17 protein-coding genes are annotated in these 23,001 nt (G+C 25.5%); 16 read left to right on the forward strand and 1 reads right to left on the reverse strand.

The annotated features are described in order from the left end of the window. Positions 1–8: 8 nt before the first annotated feature. The 8 genes from CDLVIII_RS12125 (at position 9) to CDLVIII_RS12160 (ending at position 12,672) form a co-directional block, all read left to right on the forward strand. On the forward strand, positions 9–1,727 hold the full coding sequence (locus CDLVIII_RS12125) for a hypothetical protein (RefSeq protein ID WP_009169738.1): 1,719 nt from the start codon (positions 9–11) through the stop codon (positions 1,725–1,727). A gap of 2 nt (positions 1,728–1,729) precedes the next feature. Beyond that, positions 1,730–4,885, forward strand: a complete 3,156-nt coding sequence (locus CDLVIII_RS12130) for an SMC domain protein (RefSeq protein ID WP_009169739.1) — start codon at positions 1,730–1,732, stop codon at positions 4,883–4,885. A 1,394-nt stretch (positions 4,886–6,279) separates the two neighbouring features. Beyond that, positions 6,280–6,525, forward strand: coding sequence for a hypothetical protein (locus tag CDLVIII_RS12135; RefSeq protein WP_009169740.1), 246 nt, complete (start codon positions 6,280–6,282; stop codon positions 6,523–6,525). A 320-nt stretch (positions 6,526–6,845) separates the two neighbouring features. Then, positions 6,846–7,097, forward strand: a complete 252-nt coding sequence (locus CDLVIII_RS12140; RefSeq protein WP_009169741.1) for a hypothetical protein — start codon at positions 6,846–6,848, stop codon at positions 7,095–7,097. Further along, positions 7,094–7,465, forward strand: a complete 372-nt coding sequence (locus CDLVIII_RS12145) for an aspartyl protease family protein (protein WP_009169742.1) — start codon at positions 7,094–7,096, stop codon at positions 7,463–7,465. The genes CDLVIII_RS12140 and CDLVIII_RS12145 overlap by 4 nt, the downstream gene beginning before the upstream one ends. A gap of 578 nt (positions 7,466–8,043) precedes the next feature. Next, the gene (locus tag CDLVIII_RS12150; protein ID WP_009169743.1) at positions 8,044–10,608 is read left to right on the forward strand and encodes an SIR2 family protein; all 2,565 of its coding nucleotides are present in this window, start codon (positions 8,044–8,046) and stop codon (positions 10,606–10,608) included. Positions 10,609–11,092: 484 nt separating this feature from the next. Continuing rightward, positions 11,093–11,473 (forward strand): hypothetical protein, encoded by a 381-nt coding sequence (locus CDLVIII_RS12155; protein WP_009169744.1) that lies wholly within the window; start codon positions 11,093–11,095, stop codon positions 11,471–11,473. 38 nt (positions 11,474–11,511) lie between these two features. Next, positions 11,512–12,672, forward strand: coding sequence for a hypothetical protein (locus CDLVIII_RS12160; protein ID WP_207636828.1), 1,161 nt, complete (start codon positions 11,512–11,514; stop codon positions 12,670–12,672). Between the two features lie 341 nt (positions 12,673–13,013). On the opposite strand, the gene CDLVIII_RS12165 is transcribed toward CDLVIII_RS12160, so the two are convergent. Further along, positions 13,014–13,238, reverse strand: coding sequence for a helix-turn-helix transcriptional regulator (locus tag CDLVIII_RS12165; RefSeq protein WP_242835903.1), 225 nt, complete (start codon positions 13,236–13,238; stop codon positions 13,014–13,016). Positions 13,239–13,594: 356 nt separating this feature from the next. Here CDLVIII_RS12165 and CDLVIII_RS12170 point away from each other — a divergent pair, with 356 nt between their 5' ends. The 8 genes from CDLVIII_RS12170 to CDLVIII_RS12205 all read left to right on the forward strand — a co-directional run bounded on the left by CDLVIII_RS12170 (position 13,595) and on the right by CDLVIII_RS12205 (position 22,897). Further along, positions 13,595–14,899, forward strand: a complete 1,305-nt coding sequence (locus CDLVIII_RS12170; RefSeq protein WP_009169746.1) for a metallophosphoesterase family protein — start codon at positions 13,595–13,597, stop codon at positions 14,897–14,899. 22 nt (positions 14,900–14,921) lie between these two features. Beyond that, the gene (locus CDLVIII_RS12175) at positions 14,922–15,995 is read left to right on the forward strand and encodes a GTPase-associated system all-helical protein GASH (protein WP_009169747.1); all 1,074 of its coding nucleotides are present in this window, start codon (positions 14,922–14,924) and stop codon (positions 15,993–15,995) included. 5 nt (positions 15,996–16,000) lie between these two features. Beyond that, the gene (locus CDLVIII_RS12180) at positions 16,001–16,996 is read left to right on the forward strand and encodes a hypothetical protein (protein ID WP_009169748.1); all 996 of its coding nucleotides are present in this window, start codon (positions 16,001–16,003) and stop codon (positions 16,994–16,996) included. Beyond that, a complete protein-coding gene (locus CDLVIII_RS12185; protein ID WP_009169749.1) occupies positions 16,996–17,844 on the forward strand; it encodes a hypothetical protein in 849 nt (282 codons plus the stop codon). The genes CDLVIII_RS12180 and CDLVIII_RS12185 overlap by 1 nt, the downstream gene beginning before the upstream one ends. After that, entirely contained in the window at positions 17,845–19,749 is a 1,905-nt protein-coding gene (locus CDLVIII_RS12190) for a hypothetical protein (RefSeq protein WP_009169750.1), read from the forward strand. It begins immediately after the preceding gene. A gap of 900 nt (positions 19,750–20,649) precedes the next feature. Next, a complete protein-coding gene (locus tag CDLVIII_RS12195; RefSeq protein WP_009169751.1) occupies positions 20,650–21,591 on the forward strand; it encodes a hypothetical protein in 942 nt (313 codons plus the stop codon). A gap of 587 nt (positions 21,592–22,178) precedes the next feature. Further along, entirely contained in the window at positions 22,179–22,493 is a 315-nt protein-coding gene (locus tag CDLVIII_RS12200) for a YdcP family protein (protein ID WP_009169752.1), read from the forward strand. Between the two features lie 20 nt (positions 22,494–22,513). After that, a complete protein-coding gene (locus CDLVIII_RS12205; protein ID WP_009169753.1) occupies positions 22,514–22,897 on the forward strand; it encodes a YdcP family protein in 384 nt (127 codons plus the stop codon). The last annotated feature ends 104 nt before the right edge of the window (positions 22,898–23,001 follow it).

Raw genomic sequence — 23,001 nt, forward strand, 5'->3', positions numbered from 1 at the left:
CCGAATTAATGGAACTTATTTATATAGATGAATTATTTAAAAAATTGGGTCTTAATATGCCAAAGCTTGAGGTCTTGATTCCAAACGCAAAACTATATAAAACAATGCTTTTACAGCCAGTAGGTGATATTATAGCAGGTAATTACTACGTAAGAAATGAAAACCAGGATTTAGCATGTCAAAAATTCAGAAATTTTTTTGAATTGGCATCATCGGAAAATATAGAGTTAGCGGTTACTCCTGAATATTCATGTCCATGGAGTGTTCTTGAGGAAGAAATATCAAATGATATTTATCCTTCCGAAAAAAATATATGGGTAGTTGGTATGGAATCAATTATGCAAGAAGAGTTTCGGGAATTTATCAGCAGAAATAGTAATATACATTGGATATATGAAGAAGAACTATTTAAGTTTATATGCACAGACAAATTTCTAGATCCAGTATGTTATCTTTTTAATACACACTCTATAATTGATGGTACTCCTCAAAAGGTAGCAATTGTTCAATTTAAGACAAATCCTATGGCAGGAACTGAATTTGAAAGAGATAAATTATTATGTGGTAACAAAATATATGCAATAAGAAATGATGAAAACTCAATTAATTTAACAACTATCATTTGTTCAGATGCGTTAGAATTTGAAATGACTAATTTTAATATATACAAGCCATATCTTTTGATACATATACAACTTAATAAAGAACCGTTTAATAGTTCATTTTCCAACTATAGAGAAAATTATTATAAGATAAATAAAGAATGTAACAAAGATATATTAACTCTAAATTGGGCGCATAAGACTGCACTTGTAGGCAATGAACTTTTATTTGGTGGAAGTGCTTTATATACAAAATGCTTGAAGGTAAATTTAAGTGATGACAGGATAAATCAGAATCATAAAAAAGGACTTTATTATACTTATTGGAATCCAGTATATACAAATGCTTTTTATTTAAATTATGACGAAGCTATTTTCTTATTTGAAAATACAAAAGTTTCACAAGCGGCGTCATCGCCTCCTAATCAAAATGGAAGTACTGGTCCTAAAATGAAATCTATTTTTAAGTGGAATAGTAAGTGGATAGAAAAAGAAAATGCTAATGATTGCTTTTCGGATTTATGTACGGATGTTGGAATTGATTTTTCTTACATAAATAGCTTGAATTTACAACCTATTAATATCGAGAGATTAATACTTTTATCTACAGGATTAATTTCTGAGCAAGGACATATAAAACCTAAAAATTTAAAAAGTTTTAGGATTGAGAGTAGTACTGATGAAGCTATTAAGAGATATACTTTTGCACAACATCCTAATGCTGAATCTAAGGAATTTAGGAAGCAAGGTCTTATGAAATTTGGCAAACTAATAACTACTATATTAAATAAGTCAAGTAACTTTCCAAAAAATATTAAAGATTTGTATGGAAACTTTGAAATTAATTATAATCCCAATAGCATAAATAATAGTTACTATTTTAACATATATTCTAAAGATAAAAAAATTCCAGCAACCGTAGTGTATCTTGGTCTTGAAACTGATAACAATGTTAAAAAGATGTTTGATAAAATTGCAAACCTTTTAAAGGATAGTCAATCTGAATATAGATTGGTAATATGGTATGAGAGTATCGAGGGAATAAAAAAATACTTTAAGAATAATAAGCCTAAAATAACAAAATCATCTGCAGTTAAGAGAGAGTCATTTAGAAAGGGGGAATAATTTTGGATATAAATTTAATAAAAAATATTCTATGTAAGTACTTTGACAAAGTTGAAAATATAGATGAAAAAAGTACTATTTTAAAATGCCAAAAATATTATAATGAGAATTTATACCAGATTTATTATGTTGATTATTCAGAAGAATGGAAATCGGATACTTTTGATATAGAGGAATACTTAGAAAAATATATTTCTGATAACTACTATACTAATCCAGGATTTCTTCAATGGAATTTCTACTTAATTATGCTTTATGAGCCAGAAATAATTGATTCTAATCTAAAGAATAAAATTACTGAAATTCAAAAAAATGAAAGCTATTGTAGAAAATATATTGTCAATGAAAAACAGTTAGAAAATTGGTTAGATAAAAAGTGCAATGTAGAGATTGAAAAGGATGAAAATATTAGTGAGGATTTAGCTGAATTATGGATAACTAAATTAGAAAAAAATGATTTGGATTGTATTTTCATGAAAGATGTAAAATATACAGATGGAGTAAAATCAATTATAGAAGGTAATACAATTAAGCAAGATGATAATAGTATGAAGAATATTATTAACGCTAATAGAGGAGGTGAGAGCGAGGTAGTTGAAGATATAGAGATGCGAAAAATACCTCGGATTAAAAAATTAACGCTTGAGAATTATCGTAAGTTTCCTATTAAACGGGATTTTGAATTTGGTAAAGTGAATCTTTTTACAGGACAAAATGGGACAGGGAAAACATCTGTATTAGAAGCAATAGAATTACTTTTATGTGGTAAAAATTATAGAAACCAAAATGCAGAAAGTGATGAGATTAAGATTAATGCATATTTTGAAGGATTTGATAAGGTAGTAAGTAATAAATGTGATAATAAAACATTCAAAAAGAGATATGAATTTTGGTATAATAAACCGCAAAGTAACGGCATTAATCGTCTATGTGTTGGTTTTAATAGATATAACTTTTTTAACACAGATGCATCATTTGAATTGACAAGTGAAAAGAAAGCAGATGGAGATATAAATAAAGCCTTTGAAGATATTGCATTAGGTGAAAATGTAAACTATATTGAGAACAGATTATTTGGCTATCAAGAAAGATTAAAAAAGGAAGAATCTAATACAATTAAATTTATTGATGATTATGAAAAAGTAATAAATGATGAAGAGAAAACATTAATAGAATTAAATGATGGAATGTGTAATCCTGATTTATTATTTGATAAATTTATTACGAATGCAAAAAATATTTATTGGAAAGGTAGTATACTAAATAATTTAAAGAAACAATATAGTGATTTTGAAAATGATTTTATCAAAGTTGAAAACAGCCTCAACATTTTAATTAAGGATATCAATTGGATTAATGAACTTACTAAAAAAGATATAGATAATGAAGAGGCTGATATTGATTATATTGTGATGTGTTATAAATCTTATCAAGAAGAAATTTATATGCTCAATCAAGAATTTAGAGGTATAGAAAGAGAAATAAAAAACATAAATGAAGTAGTAGATTTACTTAATGAATATAGGTTTTATGAAGAAAAAAATATTAAAATTAAGTTAGAGGGGATAAATGCAAGGATCTCAGAATTGTATAATAGGAAGATGTTGCTTAATGAATGTCTAGAAGAATTACAAAAATGTGATCTAACTATTCTATCTAATTCCGGTGAGAGTATAAGTAATTTTCATATTAATTTAGGAGAAAAGTTAAAGTTACAAAAAGAAAAGTATAGAGAGTGTGAAGAAAAAACATCCGCTATTAAAAAGAGCTTAAGTCAGCTAGAAGCAATAGTTGTAGAAATTAAAGCTAAGGGAAAAGAGGTATTAAGAATTAATACCGATATAAACAAATGTCCCCTATGTAATACACCATATAGTAATAATGAATTGCAAAAAAGAATAGAGGCAATATATACAGTTTTTGAGAATGCAGAAGTTTTGGAGAAATATGTAAAAGAGGGTGAGTTTCTAAAGATTAACATTGATAATTTAGAAAGACAATATATTACTGTTAAAAAAGTTAAAGAAATTCTATATAGATTAAATTGTATTAAGAAAGAAGATATGAGTTTAGGAGATGCTTTGAATTATATTGAGTCTATAAAATCTCAAGCAGAAGAGATTAATGATGAGTATTTTAAGTGGTATAGAATTAGAGATGAGTTAGCAGCGGATGGATTAACAGAGGAAGAATATAATAAGCTAAGAAGACATCTCAATTCGCTTAAAGTAGAGGAGATATACGGAGTAGACAATATCAAAAATTATGAAAATAAATTAAGTGAATTAATGGAAAAAAAGAATAGTATTAATAACGAAATATATATTAAAGAAAAGAAAATTCGAAATATAGTGCAAGAATATTTAAAATCTAGTTATAAAGACAATTTCGAAGATATAATCATCGATAGACAGAAAAAAATAAAAAAAGCAATAGTTTTGATCGGTAGTATTAATGAATATATAGAATTAGCTGAGAAGGATAATATTTGGATTAAGAAAAAAGAGTTTGAAGAATTACATGAGTTGTTTAATAAATTTAAATTGGAAAAAGAACAGAAGGATAAGATTGATATTATAAAAAGAAAAAGTATTAATACAATTGAAGACTATAGAATAAAACTTAATGAAAAAAGAGCAATATTGAGAAAAATAGATAAAGCACTAAGCATTATTAATGATATTTTAGAAAATCATAGTAAGAATAATTATTTAAAAGAATTTATGAATTCAAATAGAGAGAAAATAGTAAGAATCTTTACAGAAATACACTCACCAGCTGAATTTATCGATATTTATTTTGAGGAAGGTTCTAGCATAATACTTAAAAGAACAGATACTAATGAAATTACTGATTTAAAATCAATAAGCACTGGTCAAAGATCAGCACTAGCATTAGCAGTATTCCTATGCTTAAATCAAAAATTAAAAAATGGACCACCGTATTTGATTTTTGATGATCCGATTGCATTTATTGACGATTTAAATATTCTATCATTTATAGACTATATACGTGAAATGATTGTTTCTACAGATAGGCAAATATTTTTTGCAACTGCAAATGAAAATTTAGCATTTTTATTAAAACAGAAGTTTTCATTTTTGGGTGAAAATGATTTTAAAGTTTACAAATTTGATAAGGAAGTCAAATCAAATTAAAATAATTAATGAGAAAAAGCAAACTAAAATTATGAAGACATGCGTGAGTTATGCAGTTCCATTTGAAATTTAAATATAATTAGGAGCAAGTTATTTGATTTAAATATTATCTAGATAAAAATAAAGTAAAATAATATTTATAAATTCTTATGTTTACTATTGATATTCTTAACTTAAGAAATGGTCGGAAGAATTAAAACTTCCACCATTCTTCCGACCATCAACAAGATATGCTTTATTATTAAAAAATACAATATGTAAAGATATGATATTTTTAATCTGAGGTTTGAAGTAATTTCAATGATGAATAGATACAATAAAATACGATAAGTTAAAATTTGGTATAATTATTCAACACACACCTCATGTTGAAACTACAATCCAATATGAGGTGTGTGTTGCAATATTTGGAGTTGTGTATTTTTAATGATTGGAATATAATTCGCCACATTAAATTAATATATCAATATAAATTATACAAGGTAAATTTCCCTCAACTTTCCCTTAGAAGAAAAAATACAATAGAGCATGGTAAGTTATGGGGAAATATAAAAACTGCCTACAAGTGCCTAAACATCAGTGCTTGAAAGTATTATAAAATACTATAAAGTATGATTTGGTACAAGCTGGTTCCAATACAGAACTCGGCTTATGGTTTATCTAGAACATTAAAATAAAATCAACAACCTAAAAGATTTGAAAAATGTTTTTTAACTTAATAGTTTTCTTCATTTATTATTTCTATCAGAAATAATAATAAACTTTATGCAAATAGTAATTAAAAAATATTTAATTTTATGTCAGAAGAAATTTATTAATAAAGTTATCATATAATATATTTTAACAATTAATGTTAGCTGTAATTACAATTATAGCTAATATTATTTAATGCCCAAAAGGAAAATATTAAGATAAGATGGATTTATAGCTAGAATATTACAAGAGGCTATAAGTGGCACCATTACTAGGTTTAAAAGATTAATTGATGGTAAGTACAGGAATTGTTGCAGAAGTGGGAAAAGAAGTGGGAAACACATAAAAAAAGCCATACTACAAGGCGTCTGAGCCAAGTAATATGACGATTCACCAAAATTAATGGTGCCGCTGGCCGGATTCGAACCGGCACGATATCACTACCAGAGGATTTTGAGTCCCTTGAGATATCTAGAAGCTAAAGTATTGTGAAGGAAAATAAGAGAAAATAGAGCTGACTTAAAGCGGTACTATTACAGGGATTAAGAGGAATTTTGAAACTGGATTGAGAGAATCAGTGGTGAAAGGAAAAATTCGAAAAAAGTTATCAAATTTGAATTTTGGAGAGAACTAGGAGAGAACTAATAAAAAATCAACTAACATCCTACCATTGACAAATAATTTATAAAAGGATGTAAGTTATGATTAGAGATGAAAAATATTATGAAAAACTTTTTGAAGATTATCCAGACGTTGTTAATATAAAAACATTTAGAGAAATGCTTGGTGGAATATCTGAACAAGCAGCAAGAAGACTGATGAGAGAAAATAGAGTAAGGCATTATTTTGTTTCATTGACATACATGATTCCAAAAGTTTGGATTATTGAATATGTCCTTAGTGAGGATTATGAAAAATATAAAGAAAAATTAAAGGTTCAAATTTAAATAATACCATAGCTAATATATATTAAATCTGAATAATAATGTTAGAACGAGATGTTTATTATAGTAACAGAATTTGTTAAATTACAAAAATTCATGGTTGTAAATAATATATGAAATAAAGTAGCGTTTAGAGAAAAATTACAAAAAAATTGAGCTTTTCAAAACATTCAAGTTCGTTTGTGTTTAGGAGTGCAGACACACATCCTAACTAAACCAAAGATTGGTTAAGATTAAAGGACAACATACAAAATTGGTATGAGAGAGTTTTAATATATGTGCTATAATTAAGGTAGAATGCAGAAAGAAGGAGATGTTCGGTTATGCTATGGAATGAAGTAAGAAAAACATATCCAAATAAATGGATTGTATTTGATAGTTTAAAACAACATGAAGAAGATAATAAATTAATAATTGAAGACGTAGCAATAATAGAAGTTTTTGATGACATTAATGATGCTTTTAAGTGTTATCGTATGCTCCATAGAAAAGATAAAACGCGTGAATTAAGTTTTGGTAATACAAAAGAAGAATTGTTAGTCTATGAAAATGAGAGGATTGGATTAATTAGATGATTAAATTAAGATACCAAAACTATTTATTGTTTTGTTCACTAGATTTAAGAATTAATAGCCAAAATTTACATTTAGAAAATGTTTTAATAGATACAGGTTCTGCTACTACATTAATCAATGCTGACTATATTTTATTAAATGGAAATGAAAAGATAAAAAATGCCCAAGGAATAGGTGGTTACGAAAGAATTCTTGTTAAGAATTTTGAAATGTTAAAATTAAATGATATTGTTCTTAAAGATTTTTCATTATCAATAGGCGATATGGACTACGGAATAAATATTGATTTACTTGTAGGTTTAGATATATTAAAAATACTTAATGCCAATATAAATATTAAAAATATGACATTAGAATTGAATTATTAGATGTTTATAGTGTTTTGCGCAATTATAATTACATGGGCAGATTTAGTTTATTTAGTTATTATTGTTTAGATTTAAAGAACATTAAAGCTATGATTCAATATGATATTAATTAGAGATTTGGATATTAATTTAATATGAAGTAGAAAAAGACGATGAAGAAAATTATTAGAAATAAATATTTCATGGTCTTTTTGCGTTTATAAATTTTGTAGAAAAGATTTATATTAATTATTATTTTATATATTTATGAAGGAACATAAATGCATTTTAGTATATTTATAGGGAATGAAGAGGGATAGTTGGAAGTTTGTAGAATATTAAAATTAGTGAATAAATAATAATTAATTTATGATCGTTAATTTTTTATAAAGCAAGTTATGTCTGTAATGGGAACTGAGAAAATTAATTTTAATTATATTAATGAATATTTATATAATTTTAATAATTATTAAAAAGTGAAAAGAAAAAGCTAAAGTTTATTGAAAAGTATTAGTATAAAAAATAAAGTTTGATGTTACATTATAGTAGAATATTTTCGGTATTTTTGAAGTTAAATAAATTTTAAGTAAAAGGATGGTATGAAGAATATGAAAATTCTTGATTATAGCAACCATAATGATAAAGAAGAAATAATAGATATTATTAAAACACTTATGAATTCTAAGCATTTGGTCCCGATAATTGGTGCTGGTTTTACTGCTGGAAGTAAAACTAAATGTGGAAAAGTTCCTAATGCTAATGTTCTAAAAGATTATATGATAGAATTAATAGCAAAAGAAGATAATTTGGATTATGAGGATGTAAATCAGTTAAAACAAATGGCATTATCTGATATTTCAGATGAATTATGGAATCATTTAGATGGTAAAGAACACAAAACAATGAAAAATAATTTCATATCATATATGGAAAATAATTTTAAAGAGGTATATGACTTAGAACAACCACAAAGAAAACTTTTAAATTCAGGATGGCAGTATATTTATACATTGAATTATGATGATGCTATAGAAAACTGTTTAAGAATAGTTAGAATTTTCCCATATGATAGTCATAATCCCAATGTTATAAAAAACAAACAATGTTTATTTAAAATTCATGGAGATATACACCGTTATATAAATACAGGAGAATCAAAATACTGCATACTTAGTAAACGTCAGTACATTCAAGCATTAAGTGATCCTCATAATAAGGACATGCTAAAAAATTTACAAAATGATTTTTATTCAAAAAGTGTTTTATTTATTGGATGTGGTCTAGCTAATGAGCTTGATTTACTTTTTACTGCTGAAATTGGTTTTTCTGAAAAAGTTAAGTTAGATGAAGAACATAAAGTATTATATTTGTACTATGATAGTAATTTAACATCAGACAAAAAATTCCCGATACAAGATAAAATAAAGTTACAACAATATGGAATTACTCACATTATTCGTGTAAACAATTTAGATGAAATTAATGATTTATATTATTCTATTAACAAGATACATTTGGAACAAAATAGAATTAGTAGAGATGATGAACTAAATGAATTTATGAATTTGCAATTTAATAAGTTAGATGATCGTGATAAAGATAATATTTCATACTTGTTTAATAAAGAAAAAATTAAAATTGACATAAAAACAAAGTCAATTACTCTACCATCATTTTTTATTAATAGAAATATTACAGAATCTCTATTTGAAGATTTGAGGGAAAAGAAAGATGTAAATTTATTTATTCTATATGGTAATAGAATAAGTGGAAAGACATTTTGTTTGTTAAATATTGCACAAAGATTGTATACTAAGAAAATATATTATTTTCCTTCAGAATTAAGAATTGAAGACCATCTTCTTTTGAAAATTATTCAATGTGAAAATTCTATTTTTTTGTTTGATGAAGGTACTATTACATCACTTCAGATGCGAGATATAATATTTGCTAAGTTGGGAGAAATTAAAAATAGAAAAAGTAAAATTATTGTTTCGGTTAATAAATCTGATGGAGATTTTTATCGCTATTATTCTCAAAATAAGCTTATGTTGGCATCTTATATAGGATTTTATCCAGTTGAAAATCGATTTGTAGATAAAGAAATCAAAGAATTTAATGAAAAAATAGCATATCTTAGTTTAAATGATTATAAAGAGCAAAATTCTATACTTGATTATATTGTTATTATCGAAAATAGTTCTTTGAAAAATCAAAAATCACTTCTACCAGGAATTAATTTTCTTAATTATGATAATGTGACAGAAATAAAGGCTATGATTGTTTTGGCAACACAAATGGTAGTGTCTTCTCAAACCGCAATAGATCTTGGAATTGATAAAGTACTTTATGAATTATGCGAAAAAGCTAATATTACTATACAAAGGGACTATTTATCTGATATTGAACAATCAATATCAACTCATTCAGGATTTAAATTTGTTGTAAATTCTGCATATTGGGTATTTCGTTGTTTATCAAAATTGGCAGAGGACACTAAAAATCATTCGTCTATAGCGAGTGCATACTATGATATTATAAATGATTATAAAAATCTATATAAAACAGAAGCTGGCATCTCAAATGAATTTTATCGAATAACAAAGCAATACTATTTCTTGGATACAGTGCAACTTATGTTTTCCAATAGAAAATATAAAGGATCTCTTGTTTTGCCAAATAGAATTTATGAAGAGCTACATCCATTACTTAGTGATAATTATCAGTTTTTACACCAAGAAGCAAAATGTAAGCTAAGAGTAGCTAGGAGAGAAAAAAGGCAAGAAATAAAAGTTGATTTCTTAGAAAGAGCTTATTTAAACATAAATCGAGCATATAGTCTTGCATCTGAACATAATGCACATAATATCGAATATACATTAGTACATATGTTAGTAACTAAAGCTCTAATTTTAACTAATTATATACTTGTTTATAAAGATGATAGAAAAAAAATACATAATGCAATTAAAGTTTATTATGATGTATTTGCTGTAAATAAATATCTTTTGAATGATCTTGAAAAAGATGATATGGAAGATGTTCATAATTTTATAAACTATGTTAGTACTGAAATGGATAGAAATCTTTTGCATTCAAATGATATTGAGTATCTAGAGGAAATTATTAAGGAGATAACCGGAAAAACTGCTAAGTTCAGCTAATCTAAAAAAGCACGGTTTTAGGATTAATGTAACAAATGTATGTAAAATAAAATATATATTAAATTTCAATTCAGCAAGTAACTTATAAAACACTTGGGATTACTAAATTTCTTTCTATAAAAAATTTTTATGCCCAAATGTTGTTGTATTAATATTTAAAGAGGTTATTGCTGAATCAAAATTAAATAACCACTACGTTAGTGGCTTAGTATTATTTATATAATAAGAAATTAATATGCTGATTAGGCTAATAATAGGAAGTTAAAAAAATATATATAGTGTCTATAATAAAAACTCAAAAAGTTTAATTATTATGAAGAATAGTAGTAATAAAAGTTTCTTAATTTAATATTCAGGCAAGCTATTATAGAAAAATATTATATAGGTGTTAACAAGATATATTTTAAAATAGCATATTATCCTAATAAAGTAGTTAACAGAAATAAGCATGCTTTAGACAAATTTATAAATAGGAGGTTTTTTTATGGCAACAGAAAGAGATTTTAGGTACTTCATAGAAAGATATGGAGAAGACGGTGCATCTGATAAGTTTGAAGGTGCCTGTTATAATATGCTAAAACACAAATATCCTTATATTGATGTAAGTAGAATTAAAGAAAATCCTGGGGACGAAGGTATTGATGTATATGTAGGAGATTTTAATGGACCAATAGATGTGTATCAATGTAAATTTTATATGAATAAATTGCACTATGAAAATATTAATAAGTCACTTGAAAGAGCAGTAAATAATAAATATTATAAGTTAAATGAATGGTATCTGGTGATACCTAAAAGGCTAGATATAAAAGAAAAAAAGACATGGTCTAATTGGAAAGAAAATAAAGAAAAAAACATTCAATAAAGATACATTTAATGGATGGTGATGAAATTATACTTTTAATGAAAGACTTAAAAATATATGATGAAATCTTTGATATTAAAGAATCTATTCAATTGGAATACATTTATAAATTTGCTTTAAAATGCAATGCGGAAGTAAAAGAAAATATAAATTTCTTAATTGATAAAATTATTAGTTACATAAATAAACGCATAAATTTAATTAAGGATTTATATGATAATAGCTATGATATTAACGCATATTTTATGAAAAATAAAGTTAATTCTTTTAAAAAATTATTTAATAAGCAAAGTAAAGAAGATAGATTTCTCTTTCATGAAGTTGAAATGATAATTAAAAGAATGGAAGAACAAGATATTGAATTGGCATTCTTATGCAGAGAGTATGTTTTTGTAGAGAAAATTTGTATTGATGATATTGAAGAAAAAGTTCATTATTCAGATGAATATTTATTTAGTATAGAAGGCAAAGTTTTTGAGGTTACATTATTAAACATAATTTCAGAATTAGAAAAAGAACTTGAAAAGATAGAGAATATAATAAAACATAATTATAAAAATTTTGCAATAACTGAGTCAAATAAATTAGATTTGAGAGATAATATAATCTTATATGAGAATAATAAGCTAGAGCTGCTAGCGAATCATTTAGTAAATTTAATATGCTGTAATACACCTGAAAGTTATGAAATCTTTTATGGGAAGGAAGATAAAGAAGCTCTAGAACTTGGATTTATTTCACGTAGAATATACTTAAATTCAAGGATACCATTTCAGAAAGAAATATATAAGTTAATTGATTATATAGATAGCTACACAAAAATTAATGAGAATGGTATTTACAGCTTTAATTTAAATACAAAAAATATCATATTCTTAGATGAAGTGGATAACAAAACCTTAGGGAAATTAATGAAATTTAAAGGTAAGGCAAATTTGAAATTTCATTTTTTTATTAAATCAGAAAGATACATTAAATTTTTAGAAAAAAATAATATAAAAGAAAATGAGATTAAATTGATATCAGATTACTATTATTCAATTGACAAAATAAAAGTCAAAGAAAAAATGGAGATTTTGTTAGATAATAAAAATAGTAATATACCGGAAATGCTTTATGTTGGACAAATTAATCAAGGAATTATTGTTACAAATGGACGAGGATTCATAATTAGAAAAAGAAGTGATAATATTAGGTAAAACAATCTAAATATAAAAGAGTTTTTATTTGATGCCAATAATAAGTTCTCTAATATTAATATTTTACCATTTCTCTGAATTTGGCAATTAAGCTGCTAATAGATATTGAAATCCATTATATTCAATATGACAATTGCATTTTAAGATCAATATGTACAAGTAGTGGGCGAAAATTACGTAACTGAATTTGGAATTGATATAAAGTTTCCATATAAATATTTTTATTATCAATATAGTAAAGAATTAAGATTATACATTTATAAAATAGAAAAAGGCTATGAAAAGAGTCATTAGACTTAAAAATTCATAGTCTTTTTGTGTTTTATAAAGTATAAAGAATATTATATTTTATTTCTATCATCAAAAATAAAGAATCCTTCAAATTTACATTCAAGAGCAGTAGCAATTTCAATTAGTTCCTGTTCTGAAGAATTATCTCGGTTTAATTTATTAGTTAAATTTTGAAGATAAGTATCAATCATATCAGCTAAATCTGATATGGTTAATTTTTTACGTCTTAATAGAACCTTTACTTTTTCCCCATACTTAATGCCATAAAAATTCACATCTTATAGTTGGAGGAGCATGCGAGTGAAGCATGGACATAATAATTATGTAGCATAACTAAATTAAGAGGGAAAAACTAAAATACGAGGTTTGCCTCTATTTTTGTTCTAGAAAATAATAAATCAAAAAAGACTATAAGAACAATAGATGGACCTTTATTAATAATTGCAGGTAATTGCACTGGAAAAATATTTACTCGATATTTTTAATTATGTTAGATGGCATAATTATTTCAAAGATATTTATTAATAGTAAAAATTGTAAATTTATTTTTCCAAATTTGTAAAAAAAGATAATTTAAATTGAAAAAATAAGTAAATTTAGTATAATTATATATATAGTCGGAGGTAGAGCGATGTGTAATGAAATTTCATTTATTCATGTTTCGGATATTCATTTTAATAGATATAGTGGCGATGACTTTGATGATAATGATGATTTAAGAAATGAAATGATACGTGATATAGAAAAAAATGCTAAAAAGGAATTAAAGAATGTTAAAGGTATATTAGTTTGTGGAGATATAGCTTATAGTGGACAAGAAGAAGAATATGATATTGCTGATAATTTTTTAAAGAATATATTAAATATTTTTGATTTATATGAAAAGGATATATATTGTGTGCCTGGAAATCATGATATAGATCAAAATATTCCCAACAAATCGATTAGTGTTTATAATGCTCAAAAATTTATTGAGGAACAAAAAAATGATGATGTAGACTGGGCATTAAGAAAATTTAATAATGATAAGTATATACAAAATCCATTGTTATATCCTATTAAAGAATATAATAAATTTTCTAATAAACTATCTTCTTCCTTTGATAAGATGCAATTATGCTGGCAAAGTGAAATTAAATTAAATTCTAAATATAATTTGATAATACATGGAATTAACTCTGCTATTATTTCTAATGCAGATGATCATAAAGATAACACCAAAGAAAGAAAAATGGTAATTACTCAAACACAAATACCCAAAAATAAAGATGGAAACATTTATATGTTACTATGTCATCATCCACCTGAATGTTGGAAAGACAATGATACTTTGGAAAGACTTATGCATGAAAGAGTGAAGATACAGCTTTATGGGCATAAGCACTTACAAAAGATAGAAGCAGATGAAAAAAGTCTTAAAATTAGCTCTGGTGCAATACACCCAGAAAGGGATGATAATTGGATCCCGTGCTATAATTGGATTTCAATTAAAGTTGAAGAAGATAAGTTAATAATAAAAATATATCCTAGAATTTTGAATGATGTAAGAGAATTTACATACGATGAAAAAGTGTGTGAAAGTAATATATATAAATTAGTAACATTAGATTTGAATTTAGATGAAAATAATAATTCGGGAATCAATTTAAAAAGCAAAGAAGATATTAGTCTTTTGAATACTAAAGATAATGATTATAGTGAATATGAGAATATAGAAACGGAGAAAGAAATCAGAAAAACTAATATTACTGATAAGGAAATAGTTTATAAATATTTAAGCCTAAACAATATTAATAAAGAAGCTACATTAAAGAGATGTTTGTCTGGTAATGAAATGGACAAAAATAAATTAGATGATGTTGATTATATTTTACAAATGATTAAAAAAAACAATCTAGAGGGTCAATTTTTAAATATATTGAATGAATTTTATTAGAAATATGTGGGAGGGAAGGTTAATGGAAAAAAATATGGGAACATGGTATGGACAAGCGAATATAGCTTGCACAGCTGATATATTAGATAAAAGAAAAAAAAGTATTAAAACATATATAGAAGAAGGAGTTGATTGGAATTTTATTAAGAATATTATAAAGTTATTTATGAAAGTGCAAAACAATAAGCAGGATAAATTTAAAGATAGTTTTGCAGAAATATTTATTAAAGATGATAGCGCCTTTAGTTATGAGCAGGATAAAGAAATACAACTTTTAGCAGGAATTATGTTAAATGAAATACTAAAAGATAATGATAAATACAATACAATAATAGAGTTGAGCTGCATATGTTTGAAAAACTATTATGATCCTCCAATTGAAGGAGTTTTTAATAATATAGAAAATGGTTTTTATGAGTCATTAAAGCAACTAAGAGAGAATGAAGATAATGACTATGCTAAAAGAAATTTTGGGAAATCATTACAAGTAATGATTAAAGAAAATCCTAGTTTAGTCACATCAAATCTTAATGAAGAAGTTGCTAAACAGCTTGAATCGTTAAAACAAAATATTATTAGTATATTTAGTAATTTTGAAAAGATGCAAAAGATTAATAGCTTAAAATCTGAGGATTCAGAAGTACTATGGTGGGTGATAGGTGAATGGAGTTGTGATTTAAATAAACCTTTTAAAGAAATTGATGACAATTTTATTCCTATATTAATAGGAAAGGAAATGGCAGACAAAGTAAATGTATTACCAGGACCATTTGCAGCAAAAGCAGTTATAAATAAAATCCTTTCAAATTTTAAAGATAAGCAATTATACGTATATAAGTATGCTGAAAAAATAGAAAGAGATTGGTTAGAAAAGTTTATTGAAAAATATTATATAGAGGCTATATCAGATTTTACGCCAATATTAAAATATTTTAATAAGATTACTGAAATTGATGAGTTGGATAATAGTAGTAATGAATTAGAAAATATATGTCCAGCAATAATTAAGAAAGAAGAAATTACAAATAAAGATATTGCCTATTCAATTTATTTAGAATGTTTACTTAGCAAAGCATATAGTGAGAGAGAGGAATAGAATGAATGGAGGTAAATAATCAAAATATAGAAGAAATATTAAAGGATGAAGATATTAATAAAAATTCTATAGAGAATACTAACGATGCAGATTATGATAATATGCAAGAAAATAAAGATGTTTTTTATTTGCCTGAAGGAAATGCATTAAACGAGGAGCAGTTATATTCATTAAGTTCAAGAAAAAATGTAGAATTAATTTTTTTAGTTGGTCCAGTTGGAAGTGGAAAAACTACTATAGAGGTTATGGCTTATCAAATTTTTTTGTGTAATACCTTTAGCGATTTAATATTTGCTGGTTCATTTAGTTTAAAAGGTTTTGAAGAACGTGCAATTAATATGAGAATAGCAAGTGGTAAAAGTGAACCTGATATGGAACGAACATCTACTAATGTTGTTAATAAATACCTACATTTAGGAATTAAAAATATTGCAACAAATAATATTCATAATTTATTGTTAACAGATATTTCAGGTGAAGAATTTGAAAATTGCTGTAATAATCCAGCATTAATGGGCAGCAAATTTAGAAATTTACAATTGGCAAAATCAATATGTTTTGTGTTAGATGGTGAACGCTTAATTGATGTGTTTAAAAGAAATGCTGCACTTAGTCAAGTGATGCAATTTATACAAACAACATTAGATGCTAAATTAGTAAAACATAATACTTTAATATGTATACTTTTAACAAAATATGATATTGTTGAAAAGGCCATGAAAAAGGATACGTCATTAGAAGATTTTATAAAAACAATTGATGAAAAAATAAATAAAAAATTTGAGAGGATTCAGGGAATAAATGTATATTTCCAAAAAGTATCATCAGTAAATGATATAAAAAAATCAGATAAAGATAATTCTATACTAAAATTAATTAATAAATGGATAACACATAATGATTCATTAAAAATACAAGCTATTGATATTTATTCGAGTAGTGATAAAAAATTAGTAAATGAGTTTAACAGATTTGGTGTAAAAAATGAGGAGTGTGAATAATGGAGGAGTGTTCTTATTACATACTTGGTTTGCCAGCTGCAGGAAAATCAACTTTTTTAGGAGCGTTATATTATTTGTTAATGAATGAAGAAGGAGGGAAGTGTGAATTAAGAATTAAACATGTATTAGGTGATGCAACTTATATAGGAAAATTAAGTGATACTTGGGCAGAGTACACAGAGTTAGATAGGACAAATTTATCTAATAAAAATTTAGAAACTGAATTAGAATTAGAAGATAATAATCATAACGTTTATAAAATAAAATTTCCAGATTCATCTGGCGAGAAATTTAAAAAAATGCTTAAGGATAGATTTATTAATATAGAAGAAGTAAATGAAATAAAATCTGCAAATAGATTTTTTTTGTTTATTAATCCACAGGAGATCGAAGAACCACATTTTATTATTGAGGCACCTGAACATGTGCGAGAAGAAAATGAAGAAAACGTGTATATGAATAAAAGTGATAAAATTCCTACAGAAACTGAATTAGTAGAATTGATACAATTTTTATTATACATAAAAAAAGATATAAGCATTAATTTAGATTTTGTTATATCAGCATGGGATTTATTAACAAATAAGAGTGTGAAAAAACCTATGGAATATATAGAGAAAAACCTTCCATTATTAAATCAATATGTTATAGCTAATAACGATAAAATTAACATAAAATGTTGGGGAGTAAGTGCACAAGGTGGAAGCTTGAAAAATTTTGAACAAAGGCTAGAATTAGCAAATAAATCAATGAATATAGGCGATAGGATAATAGTTGTAGATAATGATGGAAATAAAAGTAAAGATATTACGAGATTATTTGCTGTAAATCAAGGGGAAATGAAATAAATGAATAGGCAGATAAAGATAGATCAGATGCTTAATGGTTACCAAAATGGGCATTGTAAGATAGCTTCATCAATAGATTTATCATTAAACGATGAAAATATAATAAATATCCTCAGTGATGTTTCAGGAATGTCATCAAATATAGAATGGGAAAGTTATATAACTGGTTATCCTTTAGAAAATGAAAATATATATGTATTTGCAAAGACTTGGATAGCAAAAGAAATGAAACGTCCTGGATGTGTTTGGACTCATTCCTTGTTAATAAATATAGATGAGCTAAAATATATTAAGTCTACAAATAATATTTTGAAATTATTTAAGTATCCATCAAATTCAAAGTATGATTATTATAAAAATGAAATTCTTTTAGAGGCAAATGAAAATGAAAAATTTATATTTGATAAAAAGCAGTATGAGTATATTGTATATACAATGTTATCAAACGATAATAGTGTAATTATAGAGAATGACAAATCAGATGACTATGCAAGGATTATAATTGATATATTAATTCAACAAAATAAAGTATTTTTAAGGCAATTCTCATTTTGTACAAAGTCATTTAATAGTAGAAAGTTAAATAGGCAAGATTTTAGTTATCAGATAGTACCCGAAAATTTGGGGAATAGAGTTATAAGAGAAATAAGTGAAAAGAATGTTTTTTATAAAAGTATAGAACATGTTGAACAGTTACCTAAATGGGTCAATTTGATTACAATTGATTTTATAAATCACAATATGGATAAGTTTGAAAATTATAAAAAGCAGCATGGCAAATTATTCGAAACAAGAAAATATTTTAATAAATTTGCAAAAATGTTTTATGCATTTAATAATAGCAATATTAGTAAAAGTTTTTTGGGCTACATGAATGCTGTTAAAATAGTTTTTAAGGATGAATATGAAGAATTAAGTTATAAGACCATTGAAATTATTTGTAATAATTATAATATGCAGTGGTTCAATAATAGAAACATAAGTGAATTGTGCTTAGAATTAGTTGATGACAATGAATTTTTTATAGAGAATTCAAATAGGATAATAAGTTATTTAAGAGATATATTATATGATGAATATAGGGACAGTATATATACTTATTTTAAGAAATATTGCAATGATAATTTGAACGATTTTGGCTCCTCATTAGTCAATGAGCTATTGGTCAAGATTAAAATTGAAGATTTTGCTAAAGTAAGTAATATGGAATTTGATGTCTCATTAATTCTTATTAAGGCAAATAACAATTTAATTTGCTGCAGGGATATCTGGAAACAATCAATAGAATATCAGATACGACTAATTTCACAATTAGATATTGATTCTATTGAATTTGATTTTGAAAATTTTGTTAATGAATTAATACTAAATTGCAGTAATGAGATTGCAGAGAAAGTATATGAGATTGCGGGAGATAAACTTGTAGAAGAAGTATGGAATTGGTGTAAATTGAATTCATTTAGCTGTGATTTATTGTATAAGTGGATAAATTATTTAGTATACAATGTCAGACAATGTTTAGAGGCAGTAGCGGAAATTAATAACAGAGATTTTGTATTTATAATATTAAATAAAATTAATGTCTATAACATAGATTTAAATTCAATAAATCCACAAATTTGGATTGTCATTTTTAGAAACAATAGTTTTAGTGAATGGATAGAAAAGAAAAACGAGATAGCATTATTATATCTACCAATAATATTAAAAGCCGGTTTAATATTTCCTAATGATATAGTTAGTTTTTGCTTCAATATAGTAAATAATCTGCTAGCTACTGATAAGATAAATTGTGATGAATGGAGAAAAGTAGACTCATTATTGCCTCGAATGCCACTAATTGGGGATTGGGATAAGTGTAAAAGATTAAAAAAAGCGTTTAAAAATAAAGGATATTTGGTTTAAAATGTATACAATACAAAATTAAGAATAGTAGAGAGTTATCAAGTACGCATACGTGTAAAGACCTCTCATGTTCCAATATGTAAAGATATGATATTTTTAATCTAAGGTTTAATTTATTTTCAATATTAGAAACTAAAGGATACTGTGAAAAAAGGTATCCCCTTTTTAGAAGTAGGCATTCATAGATGAGCGTATATTTTAAATAACGTATGATTCGATACGATATTTAAGTAGAGATATAAATATTAATTTAATACAAAGTAGGAAAAGACGATGGATAAAATTATTAGATTAAACACTTCATTGTCTTTTTTCGTTTATAATTTTTGAATTAAATGACTTGTATTATTATATATTTATGAAGGAATACAAATGCATTTTAGTATATTTGTGAGGAATGAAAAGGGATATTTGGGATTTTGTAGAATATTAAAATTAAGAATTATTTTTGATAATTAACATTACTATAATTTTATCTACATTATTTTATATTAAAAGAGCAAAGAAATTAAACATAATATTTTCAGTGTGTTTTAAAATAATTTTTGGGATTATTGTTTATCCTATGTACTATCAATAAATGAAAGTATTTACAATGTGAAACAACTAGAATGGAATTTCATTGTATTTTGTATGGCTTTAATGGTGTTCTTATTTAAAATAATAGAAAATTTATTTAAATTTAAAGAAAGTATTAAAGATTAGTGATTTACATAAGAAGGATTTATATAGACAATTAAACAATCAATCAAGGGCTAAAATATGGAGTTTTCACCATGTTTTAGCTTCATATTATTTATATAGTGGTAATGGAGAAAAATAAATAGCTATTCTAATAATGTTGAGAATATTATGATTAAGTGAAGCAAATTTTTTATTTATTAATTAGGAGGAAAATTTATGGACTATGAATTAATAAAGGCAAAGTCAGCTATAATTGCTGCAATTATAGCTGCTATTACATCAATAATTACTCTAATTATTTCTTCAGCAATTAAACATTTTACTGATAAGAATTTTCATGGTTTTAAGTTACAAATAGAATATAGATATGACCAACAAAAGAAAATAAAAGAACAATTATCTGGAAATAAGATGCAATTTTTAAATTTATCTGAATCATTATGTCATAGACTAAAGCATTTTAATGAAAATGTCAATGAAGGATGGATGGATGTTAAAGGAGAATATACAAATTCTAAAAATGCTTATTTTGTTTCTACAGTATACAGAATATCAGCTTTTTTTGCATGGATTAAGAAAATTGAAAAGGACATGATATATCTTGATGTAACATTAGCTACAAAAGAAGATTTATATTTTGTAAAATATTTAAAATTACTACAGTTAGTTTTTTGTGATCATTCGTTATTTGATGGATATAAATATGATAAAAATTATGCTAGAGACCATTTTTTTAGAAACAACTTTGAAAAAATGGTAGAATCATTGATAATTGATGATAAAATATGTGACTTTACATATTATGAAGAAAATTTAATAGATTTATCTATCAATCTCAATGGATTATGCTTGTTTCTTGATGGCATAAACCCATATGAAAATAGGTACAGGTGGGATGTTTTACAGTTATTTCAACTGACTTTAATTGCATTTTTAAATTCGTATGGATATGATTTCCAATATACTAATAAGAGAGAAGTTATTCAGTTTATATCTCATAATAGAACAGGATTATTTTATCAAAACTATCTAAATACATTAAATAAAATGAAAATGAATAAGCAAAAGGAGCTAAGAAAAGTGATAAATATAGCGAAGAGGTATAAAGGTAATTCTGATAATAATATATTATCATTTGAGGAGGCTGTTTCGGAGTAGGGATGCTCTTTGTAGCTAATTTCTCAACATCTAAGAATGAGGCTTTAGGTATTTAAATAATTAGAGATATTTTGAGTCTATAAAATAGAAAAAGACTATGAAAAAGCTACTAGCTTACATTTCATAGTCTCTTTTGTTTTGTGAAGCACAAAGTTAAACAAACAGAAATATGGGATATTATGGATAAAACTTTAAAGTAGTTATATTTTGAAACTCATAGGAAGTGGTAATTATATGATCAGAAGTAACTTAAAGGAATAGTGTGAAAAATGGTATCTATTTTTTAAATTTAGGCGTTTAGAAATAAGCGTCTATTTTTTTATCAAAAATGGAAAGGAAGTGATTCATATACAACTAAAAGGACGGAAAAATGGAAAACGCGCACCGCCATTAAAGAGTGGTAGAAATTTTCTTTATTCTGCTTAATTAAAATTTGACTAAATGGAATATGCTTCGTTAGGGATATGAAGCACAAAGTTTGCTCTTGATAAAACACAGGCAGTTAGCTATCTTTCATGGAGCAGAATAAAAAATATTAAAGAGAAATTTATATTTAAATATTAAAAAAAGAAAAGAGGTAAAAAAATATGGAATTAAAATATGTAATCCCAAACATGGAAAAAACATTCGGAAATTTAGAGTATGCTGGTGAAGGTAATGTTGAGCAAAGAAGGGTAAATGGACATAATACAATTTTATCACGTAGCTACAATTTATACTCAGATATTCAGAGAGCAGATGATATTGTTGTTATTCTTCCAGTTGAAGCAGGAGAGAAACATTTTGAAGTTGAAAAAAAGGTAAAGCTCATTAATCCACGAATTACCGCAGAAGGTTATAGAATTGGAGATCGTGGATTTACAAATTATATTCTTCATGCAGATGACATGATAGAAGCATAAGGAAAGGGAGAGAAATTAATATGAGATTAGCGAATGGAATTGTTATTAATAAAGAAGCTACATTTGGAAATTTAAAATTTTCTGCTTTAAGACGTGAGGTATATATACAGAATGAAGATGGTACACCATCCAATGAAATCAAAGAACGTACTTATGATTTAAAATCAAGAGAGCAAGGAAAAATGATTCAAGTTAGTATTCCAGCTACTATGCCTTTAAAAGAGTTTGATTACAACGCAGAAGTTGAGATTATAGATCCTGTAGCAGATACTGTTGCAAATGCTACTTTTCAAGGAGCGAATGTGGACTGGTATCTTAAAGCTCAAGATATTGTTTTAAAGAAGCAAGCTTCTTTTACTAATCAAAGTCAGAAGTCACAAGAAAAACAAAAAACACAAGAATAAAGTTAGGGATATTAGTGTAGACAATTAGGTAATTAATAAACTAATGCAAAACCAGCATTAGTTTATTTTTTATACCATTTTCGTTTTATAAGTAAAGGGGGGAA

The organism is Clostridium sp. DL-VIII, assembly GCF_000230835.1.
In the GTDB taxonomy this organism is placed as follows: Bacteria; Bacillota; Clostridia; order Clostridiales; family Clostridiaceae; genus Clostridium.

Bases quoted from the DNA above. Each gene is read 5' to 3' on its own strand.
- CDLVIII_RS12150 (WP_009169743.1), top strand. From the start codon at position 8,044: ATGAAGAATATGAAAATTCTTGATTATAGCAACCATAATGATAAAGAA.
- CDLVIII_RS12175 (WP_009169747.1), top strand. From the start codon at position 14,922: ATGGAAAAAAATATGGGAACATGGTATGGACAAGCGAATATAGCTTGC.
- CDLVIII_RS12160 (WP_207636828.1), top strand. From the start codon at position 11,512: ATGAAAGACTTAAAAATATATGATGAAATCTTTGATATTAAAGAATCT.
- CDLVIII_RS12195 (WP_009169751.1), top strand. From the start codon at position 20,650: ATGGACTATGAATTAATAAAGGCAAAGTCAGCTATAATTGCTGCAATT.
- CDLVIII_RS12180 (WP_009169748.1), top strand. From the start codon at position 16,001: ATGGAGGTAAATAATCAAAATATAGAAGAAATATTAAAGGATGAAGAT.
- CDLVIII_RS12190 (WP_009169750.1), top strand. From the start codon at position 17,845: ATGAATAGGCAGATAAAGATAGATCAGATGCTTAATGGTTACCAAAAT.
- CDLVIII_RS12135 (WP_009169740.1), top strand. From the start codon at position 6,280: ATGATTAGAGATGAAAAATATTATGAAAAACTTTTTGAAGATTATCCA.
- CDLVIII_RS12140 (WP_009169741.1), top strand. From the start codon at position 6,846: ATGCTATGGAATGAAGTAAGAAAAACATATCCAAATAAATGGATTGTA.
- CDLVIII_RS12145 (WP_009169742.1), top strand. From the start codon at position 7,094: ATGATTAAATTAAGATACCAAAACTATTTATTGTTTTGTTCACTAGAT.
- CDLVIII_RS12185 (WP_009169749.1), top strand. From the start codon at position 16,996: ATGGAGGAGTGTTCTTATTACATACTTGGTTTGCCAGCTGCAGGAAAA.
- CDLVIII_RS12200 (WP_009169752.1), top strand. From the start codon at position 22,179: ATGGAATTAAAATATGTAATCCCAAACATGGAAAAAACATTCGGAAAT.
- CDLVIII_RS12170 (WP_009169746.1), top strand. From the start codon at position 13,595: ATGTGTAATGAAATTTCATTTATTCATGTTTCGGATATTCATTTTAAT.
- CDLVIII_RS12155 (WP_009169744.1), top strand. From the start codon at position 11,093: ATGGCAACAGAAAGAGATTTTAGGTACTTCATAGAAAGATATGGAGAA.
- CDLVIII_RS12125 (WP_009169738.1), top strand. From the start codon at position 9: ATGGAACTTATTTATATAGATGAATTATTTAAAAAATTGGGTCTTAAT.
- CDLVIII_RS12205 (WP_009169753.1), top strand. From the start codon at position 22,514: ATGAGATTAGCGAATGGAATTGTTATTAATAAAGAAGCTACATTTGGA.